Source organism: Xanthomonas cucurbitae (genome assembly GCF_002939885.1).
In the GTDB taxonomy this organism is placed as follows: Bacteria; Pseudomonadota; Gammaproteobacteria; order Xanthomonadales; family Xanthomonadaceae; genus Xanthomonas; species Xanthomonas cucurbitae.
In genome coordinates this window covers 85,043-101,774 of record NZ_MDED01000007.1, presented here as the reverse complement: position 1 = coordinate 101,774, position 16,732 = coordinate 85,043, and the positions used below count along the sequence as shown (strand labels likewise).

General features: G+C 66.9%; 16 protein-coding genes. 11 read left to right on the top strand and 5 right to left on the bottom strand.

Annotated elements, in window-relative coordinates; all coding sequences use genetic code 11:
- Positions 1-164 precede the first annotated feature (164 nt).
- Positions 165-2,648: an ABC transporter permease gene (locus XcuCFBP2542_RS06000; RefSeq protein WP_104602701.1), complete on the bottom strand. Its 2,484-nt coding sequence runs from the start codon at positions 2,646-2,648 to the stop codon at positions 165-167.
- The gene (locus XcuCFBP2542_RS05995) at positions 2,645-3,253 is read right to left on the bottom strand and encodes an ABC transporter ATP-binding protein (RefSeq protein WP_276329807.1); all 609 of its coding nucleotides are present in this window, start codon (positions 3,251-3,253) and stop codon (positions 2,645-2,647) included. The genes XcuCFBP2542_RS06000 and XcuCFBP2542_RS05995 overlap by 4 nt, the downstream gene beginning before the upstream one ends.
- Positions 3,254-3,356: 103 nt before the next feature.
- On the opposite strand from XcuCFBP2542_RS05995, the gene XcuCFBP2542_RS05990 reads away from it, so the two are divergent.
- From XcuCFBP2542_RS05990 to XcuCFBP2542_RS05980, 3 genes are all read left to right on the top strand, one after another.
- Positions 3,357-4,025, top strand: a complete 669-nt coding sequence (locus tag XcuCFBP2542_RS05990) for an arylesterase (RefSeq protein ID WP_208800458.1) — start codon at positions 3,357-3,359, stop codon at positions 4,023-4,025.
- 88 nt (positions 4,026-4,113) lie between these two features.
- The gene (locus tag XcuCFBP2542_RS05985; RefSeq protein WP_005408123.1) at positions 4,114-4,827 is read left to right on the top strand and encodes a response regulator transcription factor; all 714 of its coding nucleotides are present in this window, start codon (positions 4,114-4,116) and stop codon (positions 4,825-4,827) included.
- A 141-nt stretch (positions 4,828-4,968) separates the two neighbouring features.
- Entirely contained in the window at positions 4,969-6,240 is a 1,272-nt protein-coding gene (locus XcuCFBP2542_RS05980; protein WP_104602698.1) for a sensor histidine kinase, read from the top strand.
- A 212-nt stretch (positions 6,241-6,452) separates the two neighbouring features.
- On the opposite strand, the gene XcuCFBP2542_RS05975 is transcribed toward XcuCFBP2542_RS05980, so the two are convergent.
- Positions 6,453-7,142: an SGNH/GDSL hydrolase family protein gene (locus XcuCFBP2542_RS05975; protein ID WP_104602697.1), complete on the bottom strand. Its 690-nt coding sequence runs from the start codon at positions 7,140-7,142 to the stop codon at positions 6,453-6,455.
- Positions 7,143-7,324: 182 nt separating this feature from the next.
- Between XcuCFBP2542_RS05975 and XcuCFBP2542_RS05970 the strand changes: the two genes are divergently transcribed.
- The gene (locus XcuCFBP2542_RS05970; RefSeq protein ID WP_104602696.1) at positions 7,325-7,705 is read left to right on the top strand and encodes a diacylglycerol kinase; all 381 of its coding nucleotides are present in this window, start codon (positions 7,325-7,327) and stop codon (positions 7,703-7,705) included.
- Between the two features lie 140 nt (positions 7,706-7,845).
- Here the strand turns inward: XcuCFBP2542_RS05970 and norR are convergent, their stop codons facing one another.
- Positions 7,846-9,399, bottom strand: a complete 1,554-nt coding sequence (gene norR, locus XcuCFBP2542_RS05965) for a nitric oxide reductase transcriptional regulator NorR (protein ID WP_104602695.1) — start codon at positions 9,397-9,399, stop codon at positions 7,846-7,848.
- A 143-nt stretch (positions 9,400-9,542) separates the two neighbouring features.
- On the opposite strand from norR, the gene hmpA reads away from it, so the two are divergent.
- From hmpA to XcuCFBP2542_RS05925, 7 genes are all read left to right on the top strand, one after another.
- Entirely contained in the window at positions 9,543-10,739 is a 1,197-nt protein-coding gene (hmpA, locus tag XcuCFBP2542_RS05960) for an NO-inducible flavohemoprotein (protein WP_104602694.1), read from the top strand.
- Between the two features lie 276 nt (positions 10,740-11,015).
- The gene (locus XcuCFBP2542_RS05955) at positions 11,016-11,642 is read left to right on the top strand and encodes a LemA family protein (protein WP_104602693.1); all 627 of its coding nucleotides are present in this window, start codon (positions 11,016-11,018) and stop codon (positions 11,640-11,642) included.
- A 220-nt stretch (positions 11,643-11,862) separates the two neighbouring features.
- The gene (locus XcuCFBP2542_RS05945; RefSeq protein ID WP_104602692.1) at positions 11,863-12,747 is read left to right on the top strand and encodes a TPM domain-containing protein; all 885 of its coding nucleotides are present in this window, start codon (positions 11,863-11,865) and stop codon (positions 12,745-12,747) included.
- Positions 12,747-13,238, top strand: a complete 492-nt coding sequence (locus XcuCFBP2542_RS05940; protein ID WP_104602691.1) for a TPM domain-containing protein — start codon at positions 12,747-12,749, stop codon at positions 13,236-13,238. The genes XcuCFBP2542_RS05945 and XcuCFBP2542_RS05940 overlap by 1 nt, the downstream gene beginning before the upstream one ends.
- 54 nt (positions 13,239-13,292) lie before the next feature.
- Positions 13,293-14,183, top strand: a complete 891-nt coding sequence (gene lgt / locus XcuCFBP2542_RS05935; RefSeq protein WP_104602690.1) for a prolipoprotein diacylglyceryl transferase — start codon at positions 13,293-13,295, stop codon at positions 14,181-14,183.
- Positions 14,180-14,974: a thymidylate synthase gene (locus tag XcuCFBP2542_RS05930; RefSeq protein WP_104602689.1), complete on the top strand. Its 795-nt coding sequence runs from the start codon at positions 14,180-14,182 to the stop codon at positions 14,972-14,974. The genes lgt and XcuCFBP2542_RS05930 overlap by 4 nt, the downstream gene beginning before the upstream one ends.
- A complete protein-coding gene (locus tag XcuCFBP2542_RS05925; RefSeq protein ID WP_104602688.1) occupies positions 14,971-15,486 on the top strand; it encodes a dihydrofolate reductase in 516 nt (171 codons plus the stop codon). Before XcuCFBP2542_RS05930 ends, XcuCFBP2542_RS05925 begins: the two co-directional genes overlap by 4 nt.
- 90 nt (positions 15,487-15,576) lie before the next feature.
- On the opposite strand, the gene XcuCFBP2542_RS05920 is transcribed toward XcuCFBP2542_RS05925, so the two are convergent.
- Positions 15,577-16,653: a sigma-54 interaction domain-containing protein gene (locus tag XcuCFBP2542_RS05920; RefSeq protein ID WP_104602687.1), complete on the bottom strand. Its 1,077-nt coding sequence runs from the start codon at positions 16,651-16,653 to the stop codon at positions 15,577-15,579.
- Positions 16,654-16,732 lie beyond the last annotated feature (79 nt).

Genomic DNA, 16,732 nt, shown 5'->3' with positions numbered 1-16,732 from the left:
ACACGGGGGTGCCACGTGACCGCTTGGGCGAGTGACCGCCGCAGGCCAGCGCTTGGTTCAGCTGCTCAACAAGGTTGATGAGCCTCCGTGACTTATTAACTTTTGCAGGGGCCGCGCCAGATGGATCGGTTGCTCTTGCATGCAATGGCAACCGATCTGTGTACTCAATCCGCGCGCAACGCCAACGCAGGCGGCGTGGACAGGATACGCCGGGTGCCGGACCAGCCGGCAAGCAGGCTCAGCGCCAGTCCGAAGGCGCCGCCCAGCAGCAGGCGCGGCCAGTCCGGTGCCAGTGCGATGTCGAAGGCTTGCTGGCCCACCACCGCGCCGATCACTGCCGCCGCGGTCACCGCCAGGCCGGCCGCCAGCAGCCCCAGCGCACCGAATTCCACCAGCACTGCGCCGCGCAACTGCCCGCGGCGTGCACCCAGTGTGCGCAGCACGGCGCTGTCGTAACGGCGCTCGCCGGCAGTGGCCTGCAAGGCGGCCAGCAGCACCAGCACACCAGCCAGCAGGCTGAAGCCCATCACCAGCTGCACGGCTTGTGCCACCTGGTCGATCACCTCGCGCACCCGGCCCAGGATGGCATCGATATCCAGCACCGAGATGTTGGGGTAATCGCGGCTCAGCGACGCCAGCCTGGGCGCATTGCCAGGAGGCAGGTGGAAGGCAGAAATCAGGTTGTAGGGCGCATCGCCCACCGCACCTTCATTGAGCAGCAGGAAGAAGTTGACCCGGAACGAGTCCCAGTCCGCCTTGCGGATGCTGGTGACGGTGAAGCTGCGTTGTTGCTCGCCCAGCAGCAGGGTGATGCGGTCGCCGAGCTTGAGCTGATAGCGCTGCGCCCAGCCTTCTTCCACCGAGGCTTCGGCAGCGGTGCTGTCGGCGCTCCAGAACTTGCCCTGCAGCAGCGTATTGGCTGGCGGAAACGCATGCCGCCAGGAGAAATTGACCGGGCGGTTGTCGCCATCGCCATCGTCGGCCGGATCGCGGTCGCCGCGCACCGGCGGTTTGTCGTTGATGGCGACCAGGCGGCCGGTGGAGAACGGCTCCACTGCCGCATTGTCCACCCCCAGCCCACGCAGCGTTTGCAACACCGGCGCGGTCTGTTCGGGCTGGATGTTCATCAGGAAATAGTTCGGGGTGTCTGCCGGCAGGCGGTCGCGCCATTGGCCGAGCAAGCCGGGGCCGACCACCGCCAGCAGCAACAGCGCGCACAGCGACAGCGACAGGCCGACCAGCTGCACCACGCTCAGGCCGCGCCGGCGGGTGAGCGAGGCCAGGCCCAGTTTCCAGGCGCCGCGCAGGCGGTGCTGGATCGGCCGCAGCAGGGCCAGCAGGCCCAGCCCCAGCAGCATCGCCACCAGCGCCAGCGCGGCCAGGCCACCCAGCACCCAACCCGCCAGCACCAGGTTGCCGGTGGCGTAGACGGTGAGCGCCAGCGTTGCGGCCAGGGCCGCGCCGTAGACCAGCAACGCACTCGGCGGCACCGCGGCAAAGCTGCGGTTGAGCACCCGCATCGGTGGCACGTTGCGCAGCCGCAGCAGCGGCGGCAGGCCGAAGCCCAGCAACAGCACCAGGCCGATCCCTGCGCCCGCCAGGGCCGGGGTGGCCTGCGGCAACGGCAGCCGGTTCGGAATCAAACTGCCCAGCGCCTGTACCAAGCCTTCCTGCGCCAGCATGCCCAGCCCGATGCCGACCAGGCAGGCCGGAATCGCGGTGAACAGTAACTGCAGCGACAGCATCGCCAAAATGTCGCGCTGCTTCGCGCCCAGGCAACGCAGCACCGCCACGGCATCGATGCGCCGCATCGCAAAGCGGTTGGCCGCCAGCGCGGTCGCCACGCCCGACAGCAGCACGGCGAGCAAGGCCGACAAGGCCAGGAAGCGCCCGGCCCGGTCGAACGCCGCACGCATGCCGCGCTGGGTGTCTTCGATGCCGACCAGGCGATATTCGCTGGCGCGCGGCTTGAGCCAGGCGCGCAGGTCGGCGATGGCATCCGGCGCACCGGCGAACATCAGCCGATAGGAGGCGCGGCTGCCGGGTCCGAGCAGACCGGCGCTTTCGATATCGGCGCGATTGACCAGCAGCGGCGGCGACAACTGCATCAGCTCGCCGGAGGCATCCGGCTCGGCGCGCAGCACGCCGGTGATGGTCAGGTGGCCGGCGCCGAACTCCAGCTGTTCGCCCACGCGCAGGCCCAGCGCCTCCAGCAGGCGTGGGTCGGCATAGGCCTGTCCGGGCGGCGGCGCGGTGTCAGGCGTGCCTTCGGTAGCGCGGCCGTCCCTGGACACCAGCAGCTGCCCGCGCAGCGGATAGCCGGCGCCCACGCCACGGATGTTGGCCATCTGGCTGGCTTCTTTGTGGAACAGCACGCTCGGGAAGCTGACCATGCGCGTGCTCTGCAGCCCGCGCCGCTGCGCTTCGGCGGCGAAGTCGGCCGGAATCTCCTGGCGCCCGGTTACGCCCAGGTCGCCACCGAGCACCTCGGCCGCACTGGAGGTCAGCGCCAGCGTCACCCGGTCCACCAACGTGCCGACGGCAGTCATCACCGCCACGCCCAACACCAGTGCGGCGAACACGGTCAGCAGATCGCCGGCCAGGAATTCGCGGCGTACCGCGCGCGCCGCCTGCTTGACGACGTTCATGCCGACGCGCCGGAGGCTTGCGCGTGCAGGCGGCCGCCGTCGATGCGGTAGATGTGGCGGCAGCGCTGCGCCAGGGTCATGTCGTGGGTGACCAGCACCAGGGTGGTGTCGCTGGTGGCATTGAGCGCGAACAGCAGGTCGCTGACCTGCGCGCCGGTGGCCTGGTCCAGGCTGCCGGTGGGTTCGTCGGCGAACAGGATGCGCGGGCGCGCCACGAAGGCGCGCGCCAGCGCCACGCGCTGCTGCTCACCGCCGGAGAGCTGGCGCGGGTAGTGCCGCGCACGCGCACTCAGGCCCACCGCCTCCAGCACCTCGCGCACCCGCGCCGGGTCTTCGCGCCCGGCCAGCTCCAGCGGCAGTGCGATGTTTTCTTCGGCCGTCAGTGCCGGTAGCAGATGGAAGCTCTGGAACACGAAGCCGACCTCACGGGCACGCAGGGCGGCGCGCGCTTCTTCGTCGAGCTGGCCCAGATCCTGCCCGGACAGCGCGATGCTGCCGTGACTGGGCAGGTCCAGCCCGGCGAGCAGGCCGAGCAGGGTGGTCTTGCCCGACCCGGACGCGCCAACGATGGCGATGCTGTCGCCTTCACTGACCGTCAAGCTCACGTTGTCGAGGATGTGCAGCGTTCCCTCCGGGCCACTGACGGATTTGCCGACCTCGCGGACGTCGATGGCGGTGCGGGTGCTGGAGCGGGGGGCCAGACTGTCGATGAGGAATCTCCGAATGCGTGAAAGAACACTGCGATATGGCGCGCTGGTCCTGTGGCTGCTGACACTCTCCCTGCTTGCGCCGGGGATTGCCGCTGCCAAGCGTCCGGCGACGACCGCACCGATCCTGGTGGTGGGCGACAGCCTGAGCGCTGCGCACAACATCCCGGTGCAGTCCGGCTGGGTCACCCTGTTGGACCAACGCCTGAAGCGTGACATGGCGACGCCCCCGGCGATCATCAATGCCAGTATCAGCGGCGAGACCACCTCCGGCGCGCTGACCCGGCTGCCGGGCCTGCTGCAGAAGCACGCACCCGGCGTGGTGGTGATCGAGCTGGGCGGCAACGATGCGCTGCGCGGGCTGACCCCGGCCCAGCTCAAGAGCAATCTGGAAAAGATGATCCAGCTCAGCCAGGCCTCCGGGGCCAAGGTGCTGCTGCTGGGCATCGACGTGCCGCCCAATTACGGCCCGGCCTACCGCGAGCGCCTGAAGGCGACCTATGCGGACTTGGCAAAGCAATACAACACGGCGCTGGTGCCATTCTTCCTGGAAAAGGTTGCCTTGCAGCCGGGCCTGATGCAGGCCGATGGTCTGCACCCGACCGCTGCTGCCCAGCCCAAGGTACTGGAGACGGTGTGGCCGGCGCTGCGCCCGTTGCTGGGACGCTGATCGGATGGCATGAAACGTTATTCGGCCTTCACGTTGCTTGCACCGGCCATCCGGCATGTTTCACAAAGCTGAAGACCGAGGAAAGTCCATGCGTCAGACCAAGGAAACGTCCGGCCTCGTGCTGGTCGTCGAAGACAACCGCAATATCTCCGAAATGATCGGCGAATACCTGGAAGGCCGTGGCTTCGAGGTCGACTACGCGCAAGATGGACTGGACGGTTACCGTCTGGCCGCCGAGAACAGCTACGACGTGGTCGTGCTGGATCTCATGCTGCCGCGCCTGGACGGCATCGAGGTGTGTCGCCGCCTGCGCAACGACGCACGCAAGTCCACCCCGGTGCTGATGCTGACCGCCCGCGACACGCTGGACGACAAGCTCACCGGCCTGGGCTTCGGCGCCGACGATTACCTGACCAAACCGTTCGCGATCCAGGAGCTGGAAGCGCGCTTGCGTGCCCTGATCCGCCGCGAACGTCGCCAGGTGGGCTCGGAAGTGCTCAAGGTCGCCGATCTGGTGTTGGATCCGGTGAGCATGCGCGCCACCCGCGCCGGCACCGAGCTGCAGCTCTCGCCGATCGGCCTGCGCCTGCTGACCATCCTGATGCGCGAATCGCCGCGCGTGGTGACCCGCCAGGAAATCGAGCGCGAGATCTGGGGCAACGGGCTGCCCGATTCGGACACCTTGCGCAGCCATCTGTACAACCTGCGCAAGATCATCGACAAGCCGTTCGACCGTCCGCTGCTGCACACTGTGCAAAGCGCCGGCTACCGCATTGCCGACATCGCCCAGCCGATGACCTGATGTTCCGGCCGGCCGCCGTCAGGTGGCTGGCCGCTCCTGCAGGCGCTCCCGCGCCACTCGCCCTCCCGTGCCGCCAACAGGCTGCACGACGGACTCACGGACGCGTTGCCCGACCTGCGGCACGCGTCCCTGGATGCAGCAATGCCACACGGGCTCCCGCGAAAAATACGTCTGGCGTTCCTGTTGCAGGTTGCGCTGGCGAGCCTGGCCATCGTGCTGGGCGGGTACCTGATCTCCTTCGTCATCAAGTACAGCCTGGTGCGCACTGTGCTTGCCGACGAAGCGGTGCATTTCTGGCGCATGCACAAGAGCACGCCGGACTACCGGCCGCCGAATACGCGCAATATCCAGGGGTATTTCTCGCCGGCCGGGGCTGTTGCCGATGCGGCGCCAGCGGCGCTGCGGCGCCTGTCGCCGGGCTTCAGCGAAGTGGCCGCCGCCGACGCGCTGGCCTATGTGGACCAACGCCCGGAAGGTCGCCTGTACCTGGTGTTCCCGCGCTCGCGCGCTGCCCATCTCACCTGGTGGTTCGGCGTGGTGCCGGCCATCATCGTGCTGCTGGGAATCTACGGCGTGTCGTGGTTCACCTACCGGGTGTCCAAACGCCTGGTGTCACCGATCAGCTGGCTGGCACGGCGCGTGTCGCAGTGGGACCCGCGCAACCCGGATGTGGACGAACTGGCGCCGGAGCGTTTGCCAGCGGAATTGCAGGGCGAAACCCGGCAATTGGCGCTTGCGCTGCACGCGCTGGGGCAACGGGTCAGCGAGCATGTGGCGCGCGAACGCAACTTCACCCGCGATGCCAGTCATGAGCTGCGCACGCCGCTGACGGTCATCCGCGTGGCCAGCGACATGGCCCTGGCAGACGACGATCTGCCGCAGCGTAGCCAACGCAGCCTGCGTCGGATCCAGCGCGCCGGCCGCGACATGGAAGCGGTGATCGATGCATTCCTGATCCTGGCCCGCGAGGCGGAGATCGATCCGCAGAGCGAGACCTTCGACTTGTCCGAATTGGCCAGTGAGGAGGTCGATAGCGCGCGTGAACTGCTGGGCGACAAACCGGTGTCGTTGCGCATGGTCGGCGACCGGCACCTGCAGATGTTCGCCCCACCGCGGGTGATGCGGGTGGTGTTGAGCAACCTGCTGCGCAATGCCTGCGCCTATACCGACACCGGCAGCATCGAGGTGGAGGTGGCCCAGGACCGGATCGTGGTGCGCGATACCGGTATCGGCATGACCGACGAAGCGCGTGCACGCGCATTCGAGCCGTTCTTCCGCGCCGATCCCACGCGTCCGCAGGGCACCGGCCTGGGCTTGTCGATCGTCCGCCGGCTGTGCGACCGCTTCGGCTGGCGCATCGAGCTGGAGAGCCAGGCCGGCGTGGGCACTTCGGTGGCGGTGGTGGTGGCCTGAGGCTGGCCGGATGCCGGTCGCGACGGGGATCGGGAGATCGCGTGGGTGGCGCGCGCCGCGTCGCCGCATCAGGCGGGGACCTGCGTGACGCGGAGGGAATGCGCGCTGGCGTGTCACCGGGGAGCCAGCGACGCGGAAGCAGAGTCTCGCTGCGTCGCTCAGTGCACTCCGGCGACGCATGGCCGGAGCGCACTGAGCGACGCCCTGGGCGATCACTCCAGCACCGGGGCCACGGCCTTGCGCCACAGCGCGTAACCATCCGCAGTCATATGCAGCCTGTCTTCGCGGAACAGCTGCGGGCGCGGTGTGCCGTCGGCGTCGAGCATGGGGGTATGGACGTCCACGTAGTCGGTCTGCGGAAACTGCGCCAAGGCGTCGCGGATCAGCCGATTGGCGGTTGCCACCGACGGCAGCAGCGCCGCGCGCGCGGGGCTGGGCTTGATCGATAGATAGCTGATCCGCGCTTCGGGCAGGTCGCGCCGAATGCGCTGCACGAATGCCACGACATCGTCGCGCACCTGTTCGGGCGTGCGTCCGCTGTTGAGATCGTTGTCGCCGGCATACAGCACCACCTGGCGCGGGGTGTACGCAATCACGATGCGGTCGGCATACCAGGTGCTGTCGCGTACTTCCGAGCCGCCGAAGCCGCGGTTGATGACTGGCTTGCCGGGAAAATCCTGTGCCAGTGTGTCCCAGAAGCGGATCGAGGAACTCCCCACGAATACGATGCCATGCCGGGGAGGTGGCTGGCGCGCGTCGCTGGCGGCGAAGCGCTGCATGTCCTGTTCCCAGGCGGTGCTGGAGACCTGGGTGGGGACGGCTGGCGCGGTCTCCAGGGCGATGGCCTGGCTGGAGACCAGCAGCAGCGCAGCCAGCAGTGCGCGTAAGCGGTATTGGATCATGAGCAACCCTGCAGCAATGGAGCCAACGGGCATGGTGCCGCAGTCTGCAAGCCGTGGGCAAACCGGCCTGTCGCTGGCGGTGTGCGGCAGCACGGTGCAAGATTCGCACTTTCCCCAGCAGCGAACAGGTCATGCATTCTTTTTGTCCCCAGGCGCGCCCTTGCGGCTGCAGGTCCTGACGCATGGCCGATCAGCTGGGACACGTGCCGCGCGGTCCGCGCCGCATGCTCAAGGCGGCAATCTGGTCGTGGCAGGGATTGCGCGCGGCGTGGCTGCACGAATCCTCGTTCCGGCTGGAAGTCTGCCTGGCGGTGGTGATGGCGCCATTGGGCGCATGGCTGGGGCAGTCGCCGCTGGAACGCATCGCGTTGATCGCGCCGTTGCTGATCGTGCTGGCGGCCGAACTGTTGAACTCGGCCATCGAAGCGGTGATCGAGCGCTACGGCCCGGAACACCATGTGCTGGCTGGCCGCGCCAAGGACATGGGCTCGGCGGCGGTGTTCCTGCTCCTGCTCAATGTGCTGTTGTGCTGGGGCCTGGTGCTGTTGCCACGGATCGTTTGAGCGCCGACCGCTGTGGCGTCTGCCGGCAAGCGGGGCGTGACGGTACAGCCCGGTGCGTTGCGTCCGCGCGCAGCGACGCAGTCAATGCGCCGGTGCGCGTCTGGAGTTGCCGGTGGCGGGCCGCCTGCATCGCTGGGCGCTCATTGCACTGCCGTGATGCCCAGCCGCTTCGCCATGCGCGCAAGATTGGCGCGGTCCAGCTTCAGTGCGCGCGCGGCAGCCGACCACTGGTAGCGATGACGCTCCAGCGCCGTCCGAATCAACTGTTCTTCGAATGCGGCCACGCGCTGGCGATATCCCAGGCTTGCCTCCGCTGGATGTTCGGCCTCCGGAACAGGTGCGTCGGCAGCGACCTGGGCAAGCGCCAGATGTGCCACCCCCAGTGACACGATGCCTTGGGGGCCCGGGCCGGTGCCCATGGCCTTGATGACCGCGCGGCCAATGACGTGCTCGAGTTCGCGCACATTGCCTGGCCATGCGTAAGCCAGCAGCGCTGCCTGGGCAGGCCCATCCAGGCGCAGCCCGCGCAGGCGATAGCGCGCACGGGCGTCTTCCAGGAAGTAGCCGGCAACGCGCAGCACGTCCCGTCCCCGGGCCCGCAGGGCGGGAACGCGGATTGGATAGACCGTGAGCCGGTGATAGAAGTCAGCACGCATGGCACCCTTGCGAACCTGCTCGGAAAGATCCGCATTGGTCGCCGCGATCACCCGTACGTTCACGTGATGCTCGCGGTCCGATCCCAGGCGTTGGACTTGGCCCTCCTGCAGGACGCGCAGCAACTTGGCCTGCGTGGCAAGGGGAAGCTCGCCGACCTCGTCGAGAAACAAGGTGCCACCGTCGGCCAGTTCGAACTTGCCCCGACGGTCTGCATGCGCACCGGTATAGGCGCCCCTGACGTGCCCGAAGAGTTCGCTCTCCACCAGCGTGTCAGGCAGCGCTGCACAGTTAAGGCTGACCAGCGGTTTGCCACAGCGCGAGGATGCGGTGTGCAGGGCGCGCGCCACCAGTTCCTTGCCAACCCCGGTCTCGCCCTGGATCAGCACGCACAGGTCGCTGGGACCGGCCAGCGCGATCTCCCGGATCAAGGCTTTGTAGGCAGGACTCTGGCCGATCAGCTGTCGCTGCGCATGCGGGGCATCCCGCAGGATCTGCGCGGCGTGTTCGTGTGCGGCCTCGGCCAGGTCGGTCAGTGCCTCCATGCGCTGCGCCGCCGCCACGGAGGCACCCGCCAGGCCGGCAAACGCCGATAACACGTCCAGTGCGTCATGGGTGAAGCGCTCGGTCTCCAGCGCATCCAGCGTGATGATCCCCCAGGGACGCCCGTCCACACGCAGCACGCATCCCAGGCAGTCATGCACCGGGAGATGGCCCTGCACGCTCTCCACCAGCCCATCGTAGGGATCGGGCAACGGACTGTCAGGGTCGAAGCGCACCGGCCCCGCCGCGTCGAGGATCCTCGCCAACCGCGGGTGTTCGGTGACACGAAAGCGCCGCCCCATCGTGTCCGGGGTCAGCCCGTCCACCGCCACCGGGACCAGATCCTGTCCCTCCAGGCGCAGCAGCGCAGCGGCATCGCACGGCAACAAGGTCCGAAAACCCTCCAGCAGACGGCGGTAGCGATCTGCGTCGGGCAGATCCTGGGTGAGGTCCGAGAGCAATGGCAGCAGTGCAAGTAGCTGGCTGGATTGAGTCATTTCGACCTGTATGGAGTCGATTCGACTCATTTCATGCTGGAGTCATTATGACACGGAAGATCGCAAAGTGATTGATCTCAAAGGATAAGCGGGTTGGTACGGGCTTTGCTGCCATGCGCTGCACACCAAACGAGAGACCGCTCATGTTGTCCGAGATCCACCGCGCCACCGTCGCCTCCACCGTCCCGCTGCTCGAACAAGGTGGAGAGGCGCTGATAACCCATTTCTACAAGAAGATGCTGGCCGATCACCCCGAAGTACGGCCTTACTTCAACGCTGCGCACCAAGCCAATGGCGATCAGCCGCGCGCGCTGGCAAACGGCGTGTTGATGTATGCGCGGCACATCGAGCGCCTGGAGGCACTTGGCCCCCTGGCCACCCAGATCGTCAACAAGCACGTGGCGCTGCAGATCCAGCCGGAACACTACCCGATCGTTGGCAACTGCCTGATCGCGGCCATCGCTGAAGTGCTTGGCCCGAACACGGCCACGGTTGCCGTGCTGGACGCATGGGCCGCCGCCTATGCGCAGCTGGCGCAGATCCTGATCGATGCAGAAAGCGCGCGCTACGCCGAGCAGGAGGCTGCCCATGGCGGTTGGCGGGGCGGCCGCGATTTCACCGTGGTCGGCAAGACCATCGAGAGTGCAGAGATCACTTCGTTTTATCTCGCCCCGCTCGATCAGGGGCCGGTGATGGACTTCCAGCCAGGCCAGTACATCGGCCTTCACCTGTGGATCCAGGGGCAGGAACATCGTCGGAACTATTCGCTTTCCGCGCCGCCCAATGGCAAGACCTACCGCGTCAGCATCAAGCGCGAGGCCGGCGGCGTGGTATCCAACCATTTGCACGACAGCGTCGACATCGGCGACACCCTGGAACTCAACGCGCCCAGTGGCGCGTTCACCCTGGTGGCCGGCACACGTCCGATCGTGTTGATCAGCGGTGGCGTGGGCATCACGCCGATGCTGCCGATGCTGGCGCAGGGGCTGGAGACGGGGCGGCCGATCACCTTCATCCATTGCGCACGAAACCGCGATGTGCACGCGTTCAAGGACAGGATCGATGCGGCGGCTGCCGCACATCCTCAGCTCACGCACTATTACTGCTACGACACGGTGGCAGGCGCTGAATCGCAAATGCCGCACGGCGTGGGGCTGCTCGATGCGGCTCGCCTGAGTCAGTGGATGCCGGCAGATACATCCGGTGCCCGGGACGTGGATGTGTATTTCCTTGGGCCGAGGCCTTTCATGCGCATGCTGCGCAGGCAGCTGTCCGAACTCGGGGTGCCTGACGCGCAGGTGCGCTTCGAGTTCTTCGGCCCCGCGTCGGCGTTGCAATAGCGGCGGGCCTGGGCGACCGGTCACGCGTCAGGCGATCGCTGCACCATATCCGCAGGTGCTGTCGTGGTGTGTCATCGCCGCTGTGATCCCGCCTGGCCCTTCGCCCCGGGCGCGCGTCGGTGGACGCATCGGTTGCGCGGGTCGTTGCTGCATATTCGGCCGCCAAGGGTTGCCGGCCTCTATCGCGGCCGGTAGCCCCGCGCGAGGCTGCGCGCGTGCATGCGGGCTTGACCTGCGGTATGCCATGCTGCGGCCATCTTTCGATGGGGCAGCTGCATGTCCGTGCTGATGCGTACTTTGGTGGTGTTGATGCTGACCGTCTTTTTGTCTGGCTGCGGCTATAACGCGATCCAGCAAAAAGAGGAGAGCGTGAAGGCGGGTTGGTCGGAAGTGCTCAACCAGTACCAGCGTCGCGCCGATCTGATTCCCAACCTGGTGCGCACCGTGCAGGGCTACGCGCAGCAGGAACGCCAGGTGCTGACCGAAGTGACCAATGCCCGCGCACGCGTGGGGCAGATCCAGGTCAATGCCGACGATGAAGCATCGCTCAAGCAATTCCAGCAGGCCCAGGGCGAATTGGGCAGCGCGTTATCGCGCCTGCTGGTGGTGAGCGAAAACTATCCGCAGCTCAAGTCCGACCAGTCGTTCCGCGATCTGCAGGTGCAGTTGGAAGGTACCGAAAACCGCATCACCGTGGCGCGCGGCCGCTACATCCAGACCGTGCAGGATTACAACACCTACATTCGTTCGTTTCCGCAGGTCGTCACTGCCAAGCTCTTCGGTTATCAGCCCAAACCGAATTTCAGCGTGGAAAACGAAGCGCAGATCTCGCGCGCGCCGCAGGTGGACTTCGGCAACCAGCAGGCACCGCAGCCGCAGCCTGCACCACAGCCTGCCCAGTAATCAGCAGCCTGCGCAGTAATCACAAGCCCCTCCCCCCCCTCGGGAGAGGGGTTGGGGTGAGGGTACTTCGCGAAGCTTCTGTGTTTTCCAACTGCACGTGGCTTCGCTCGCACCTTCATCCGCCCCTTCGGGGCACCTTCTCCCCCATGAAGGGGGACAATGTCCCGGTGGGAGAGAGGGGAAAGACTGAGTGTCAGTACGCATCAGGTAGGAGTTGGCAATGCGGCGAACGTCTTCGAAAGTGGTGTGGATGATGGTGTTGCTGCTGCCGGCGTCGCTGCTGGCGCAGGAGCTGGCGGCCATTCCGCCGCTGCACTCGCCCGTCGTCGATGTCACCGGGACGTTGGATGCGGCGCAGGTCCAGCAGCTGGAACAGCAGGCGCGAGCGCTGCAGCAACGCAAGGGCGCGCAGCTGCAGATCCTGGTCGTGCCGACCACGCAGCCGGAGACGATCGAGCAGTACACCCAGCGCGTGTTCGATACCTGGAAGATCGGGCGCAAGGGCGTCGACGATGGGGTACTGCTGTTGGTGGCTAAGGACGATCGCCGCGTGCGCATCCAGCCCGGCTATGGCCTGGAAGGCGCCATTCCCGACATCGTGGCCAATCGCGTGATCCAGGAGTATCTGGCGCCGCGCTTCCGCGAGGGCAACTACGGCGGCGGTATCGGCGACGCCACTGCAACGCTGGCCGGCCTGATCGAGGGCGAGGCGCTGCCGGCGCCGGTCAGCGGGCACCAGGGCGGGGCCGGCAATGGCGGCGGTGGCTGGATCATGGCGTTGTTTGTCGGCTTTGTGGTCGCGATGGTGGCGCGCGGCATCCTGGGGGCGTTGCCGCGTCCGGTGCGGGCCTTGTTGACCGGCATTGCGGCCGGTGGCGCGGCGCTGCTGTTCACCTCCCTGCTGCTGGCCAGCACCGGTGCGGCCGTCATTGGGCTGTTGGCCGGGTTGGCCTCGGCATCGCCGGGGCGCTTCGTGGGCGGCGGTGGCTGGGGCGGGGGTGGGTTCGGTGGGTTCGGAGGCGGTGGCCGCGGTGGTTTTGGCGGCGGCGGCTGGGGTGGCGGTGGTGGTTCATCGGGAGGCGGTGGCGCCTCGGGGAGCTGGTAATGCGGTGGCTCAGGCATGTCTTCGCGCCCTCGGCGCAACGCAGATTTCCAGCGTCCTGCATGGAGACGATCGCCGCGGCGGTGGCCGCCAGCGAACGCAGCCACACCGGGCAGATCATGGTGGCGGTCGAGGCGGACCTGCCGATGGCCGCGCTATGGCGCGGGCATACCGCGCGGCACAGCGCCGAACAGGCCTTCGCGCACCTGCGCACCTGGGAGACGGAGGCCAACAACGGGGTGCTGATCTATCTGCTGCTGGCCGACCACGCCATCGAGGTGGTGGCCGATCGTGGCCTGCGCGCCCGGGTGCCGGACGCCCAGTGGGGCGAGGTGTGCCGGCGTATGCAGCAGTTCCTGCGCGAGGGCCAGTACGAGGTGGCGGTGCTGGCGGGCATCGAGGCGGTGACCGAGCTGCTGGCCGCCCACTTCCCACGCGACGCTCATGCCCCGCATGAAGACGAGCTGCCCAACCGGCCACAGCTTTTAGGCTGAGGGTGCCTGAGGTGTCAGAATAGCGGCCTCGCTTTTTTATGATCCGCGGTCCGCATGATCTATCTGCACGCCATCGACCCCATCGCCTTCTCGCTTGGCCCGGTGCAGGTGCACTGGTATGGCTTGATGTACCTGGCGGCCTTCTTCTCGGCCTGGGCACTGGGGCGCTCGCGCGTCCTGCGCGGCCGCTTGCCGGGCGTGGACATGGACGGGTTCTCCGACCTGCTGTTCTACGGCATGCTGGGTGTGGTGCTGGGCGGGCGCATCGGCTACATGCTGTTTTATGCGTTCGACACCTTCCTGGCCAACCCGCTGATCCTGTTCAAGGTCTGGGAGGGCGGCATGAGCTTCCACGGTGGCCTGCTCGGGGTGCTGCTGGCCTGCTGGCTGTGGGCGCGCCGCCATCGCCTGCACTTCTTCGACGTGATGGATTTCGTCGCGCCACTGGTGCCGCTGGGCCTTGGGTTCGGGAGGCTGGGCAATTTTGTCGGCGGCGAGTTGTGGGGCAAGTTCACCCAGGCCGGTTGGGGCGTGATCTTTCCGCATGCACCGGAGCTGGCCAATATGGCGCCGGCACAGATCCAGGCGCAATACGCCGCCGGGGCACTGGATCGGTTCGCGCGTCATCCGTCGCAGCTGTATGAAGCGGCGTTGGAAGGCGTGGTGATGTTCGTGGTGCTGTGGGCGCTCTCGATGAAGCCGCGCGCCCGCTATGCAGTGTCGGGCGTGTTTGCGTTGCTGTACGGCGTGTTCCGCTTCGTCGTGGAATTCGTGCGGGTACCGGACGCACCGATCGGCTACCTGGCGTTCAACTGGCTGACGATGGGGCAGATCCTGAGCCTGCCGCTGATCGCAGTGGGGCTGGTGTTGCTGGCGATGTCGCGCCGCGCCCCGGTGTTGCAGCCGGTGCTGCCGGTGCCTGCCAGCGTGGAGGCGGCCAAGTGAAGCCGTATCTGGACCTGCTGCAGCATGTGCTGGAACACGGTGCCGAGAAGTCCGACCGCACCGGTACCGGCACGCGCAGCGTGTTCGGCTGGCAGATGCGCTTCGACCTCACTGCCGGGTTTCCGCTGGTCACCACCAAGAAACTGCACCTGCGCTCGATCATCCACGAGCTGCTGTGGTTCCTGCAGGGCGACACCAATATTGGCTATCTCAAGGACCACCAGGTCCGTATCTGGGACGAATGGGCCGACGACAACGGCGACCTCGGCCCGGTGTACGGCAAGCAGTGGCGGCGCTGGACCGGCCCGGACGGCGTGGAGATCGACCAGATGCAGTGGCTGGTGGACGAGATCAAGCGCAACCCGGATTCGCGGCGGCTGGTCATCAGCGCCTGGAACGTGGGCGAACTGCCGCAGATGGCCTTGATGCCCTGCCATAGCCTGTTCCAGTTCTATGTGGTGGACGGCAAGCTCAGCTGCCAGCTGTATCAGCGCAGCGGCGATATCTTCCTGGGCGTGCCGTTCAACATCGCCAGCTATGCGCTGCTGACGCACATGGTGGCGCAGGCTACCGGCCTGGGCGTGGGCGACTTCGTGCATACGCTGGGCGACGCGCACCTGTATGCGAACCACTTCGACCAGGCCCGCGAACAGCTGGCCCGCGCCCCGCGTGCGTTGCCGACACTGCGCCTGAATCCCGAAGTGACCGACCTGTTTGCGTTCGGCTTCGATGACATCGCCATCGAAGGCTATGACCCGCATCCGGCGATCAAGGCGCCGGTGGCGGTATGAGTGGGCAGAACAGCCGGCTCGCCATCTCCCTGATCGTTGCTTTCGACCGCAACAACGCCATCGGCCGCGACAACGACCTGCCGTGGAAGCTGCCGGACGATCTCAAGCGTTTCAAGGCGCTGACGCTGGGCAAGCCGATCCTGATGGGTCGCAAGACGGCGCAATCGCTGGGGCGTGCGCTGCCGGGACGTTTGAACCTGGTGCTGACGCGGTCGGGACAGGTACCGTTCGAGGGCATGCAGGCGGTGGCATCGGTCGATCAGGCGATCGCACTTGCCGAGCAGGCGGGTGCGCCGGAGGTGTGCGTGATCGGTGGTGGCGAGGTTTATCGGCTGACGCTGGAGCGTGCCGACCTGTTGGCCGTCACCGAGGTGGACACTGCGGTCGAACAGGCCGATACGCATTTTCCGGCGATCGATCCGGCGGTGTGGATGCCGGTGCAGCGCGAAGAACATGCCGCCGATGCGCGGCACGCGTTCGCATTCTCCTATGTGGAGTATCGGCGCCGCTGAGCGGCGGGGCTTTGGCGGCGGGCAAGGCCGGGCAACGCGCGACGCCGCAGTGCAGGGCCGCGCAGCAGTCGTGGATCGACGCCCGGCACATCACTGGACGCGCTTGTGGACCACCAGCTCGCCCAGCTCGATCAAACGCGCACGCACGATGTTGCGGCTCAGTCCCAGCAAGGCCGCGGTTCGGACCTGGTTATGGTGGCAATGCCGGTAGGCGGCGCGCAGCAGCTGCGCTTCGACGGTGGCATGCAGCGCGCCGTCATTGCTCTCGAACAAGGTAGCGAAGGCGCGTGCGAGCAAGGCCGCAGCATCGTCGGGCTGCGTCTCGCTGGAGGACTGGGTGGGCAAGCGCAGCTGCGACAGCCGGATATCGTCGGCGCGCACCACGCCGTCGCGGTGGATCAGCAAGGTGTGGTGGATGACATTTTCCAGCTCACGGATGTTGCCCGGCCACGGGTGCTGCACCAGGCGCTGCTCGGCCTCCGGGCTGATCGTCACCTGGCCATGGCCCAGGCGCTGGCTGTAGATCTGCACGAAATGACGGATCAACGGCGCAATGTCGCCGGGCCGTTCGCGCAGCGGCTTGAGTTCCACGCCCACCACGTTGAGCCGGTAGAACAGGTCCTGGCGGAACTGCCCCTGGCCGATGGCCTGGTCCAGCGGCACGTTGGTGGCGGCCAGCACCCGCACGTCGATCGGAATGCTGCGGCGTGAGCCCAGGCGCACCACTTCGCGCTCCTGCAACACGCGTAGCAACTTGACCTGGATCGGCATCGGCAGGTCGCCGATCTCGTCGAGAAACAGCGTGCCGCCATTGGCTTCCTCGAACCAGCCGGCCTTGGCGCTGAGCGCGCCCGTGAAGGCGCCTTTTTCGTGCCCGAACAATTCCGCATCCACCAGCGATTCGCTGAAGGCTCCGCAATTGACCGCCACGAACGGATGCTGCGCACGCGCGCTGAGGCTATGGATATGGCGTGCCACCAGCTCCTTGCCGGTTCCGGATTCGCCCATGACCAGCACGCTGGCTTCGCTGGGCGCCACGCGTTCCAGGTGCGCCAGCAATGCCTGCGATGCCGGGTCTTCGAACACGTGCGCCGCTGCAGTCCTGCCGTTGCCGGCAGCGGCGCGTTGTGACACCGAAGGCAGGGTCAGTAGACGAAAATCGGACATGGGCCGGACGCGAAGAGGGAGAAGGGGGCGCTGCGCAACAACCAGATGCGCAAGCGAACTCGCTGTGGCGACAACGCCG

Bases quoted from the DNA above. Each gene is read 5' to 3' on its own strand.
- lgt (WP_104602690.1), top strand. From the start codon at position 13,293: ATGATCTATCTGCACGCCATCGACCCCATCGCCTTCTCGCTTGGCCCG.
- XcuCFBP2542_RS05925 (WP_104602688.1), top strand. From the start codon at position 14,971: ATGAGTGGGCAGAACAGCCGGCTCGCCATCTCCCTGATCGTTGCTTTC.
- XcuCFBP2542_RS05940 (WP_104602691.1), top strand. From the start codon at position 12,747: ATGCGGTGGCTCAGGCATGTCTTCGCGCCCTCGGCGCAACGCAGATTT.
- XcuCFBP2542_RS05990 (WP_208800458.1), top strand. From the start codon at position 3,357: ATGAGGAATCTCCGAATGCGTGAAAGAACACTGCGATATGGCGCGCTG.
- XcuCFBP2542_RS05955 (WP_104602693.1), top strand. From the start codon at position 11,016: ATGTCCGTGCTGATGCGTACTTTGGTGGTGTTGATGCTGACCGTCTTT.
- XcuCFBP2542_RS05975 (WP_104602697.1), bottom strand. From the start codon at position 7,142: ATGATCCAATACCGCTTACGCGCACTGCTGGCTGCGCTGCTGCTGGTC.
- norR (WP_104602695.1), bottom strand. From the start codon at position 9,399: ATGACTCAATCCAGCCAGCTACTTGCACTGCTGCCATTGCTCTCGGAC.
- hmpA (WP_104602694.1), top strand. From the start codon at position 9,543: ATGTTGTCCGAGATCCACCGCGCCACCGTCGCCTCCACCGTCCCGCTG.
- XcuCFBP2542_RS05985 (WP_005408123.1), top strand. From the start codon at position 4,114: ATGCGTCAGACCAAGGAAACGTCCGGCCTCGTGCTGGTCGTCGAAGAC.
- XcuCFBP2542_RS05920 (WP_104602687.1), bottom strand. From the start codon at position 16,653: ATGTCCGATTTTCGTCTACTGACCCTGCCTTCGGTGTCACAACGCGCC.
- XcuCFBP2542_RS06000 (WP_104602701.1), bottom strand. From the start codon at position 2,648: ATGAACGTCGTCAAGCAGGCGGCGCGCGCGGTACGCCGCGAATTCCTG.
- XcuCFBP2542_RS05970 (WP_104602696.1), top strand. From the start codon at position 7,325: ATGGCCGATCAGCTGGGACACGTGCCGCGCGGTCCGCGCCGCATGCTC.
- XcuCFBP2542_RS05980 (WP_104602698.1), top strand. From the start codon at position 4,969: ATGCCACACGGGCTCCCGCGAAAAATACGTCTGGCGTTCCTGTTGCAG.
- XcuCFBP2542_RS05945 (WP_104602692.1), top strand. From the start codon at position 11,863: ATGCGGCGAACGTCTTCGAAAGTGGTGTGGATGATGGTGTTGCTGCTG.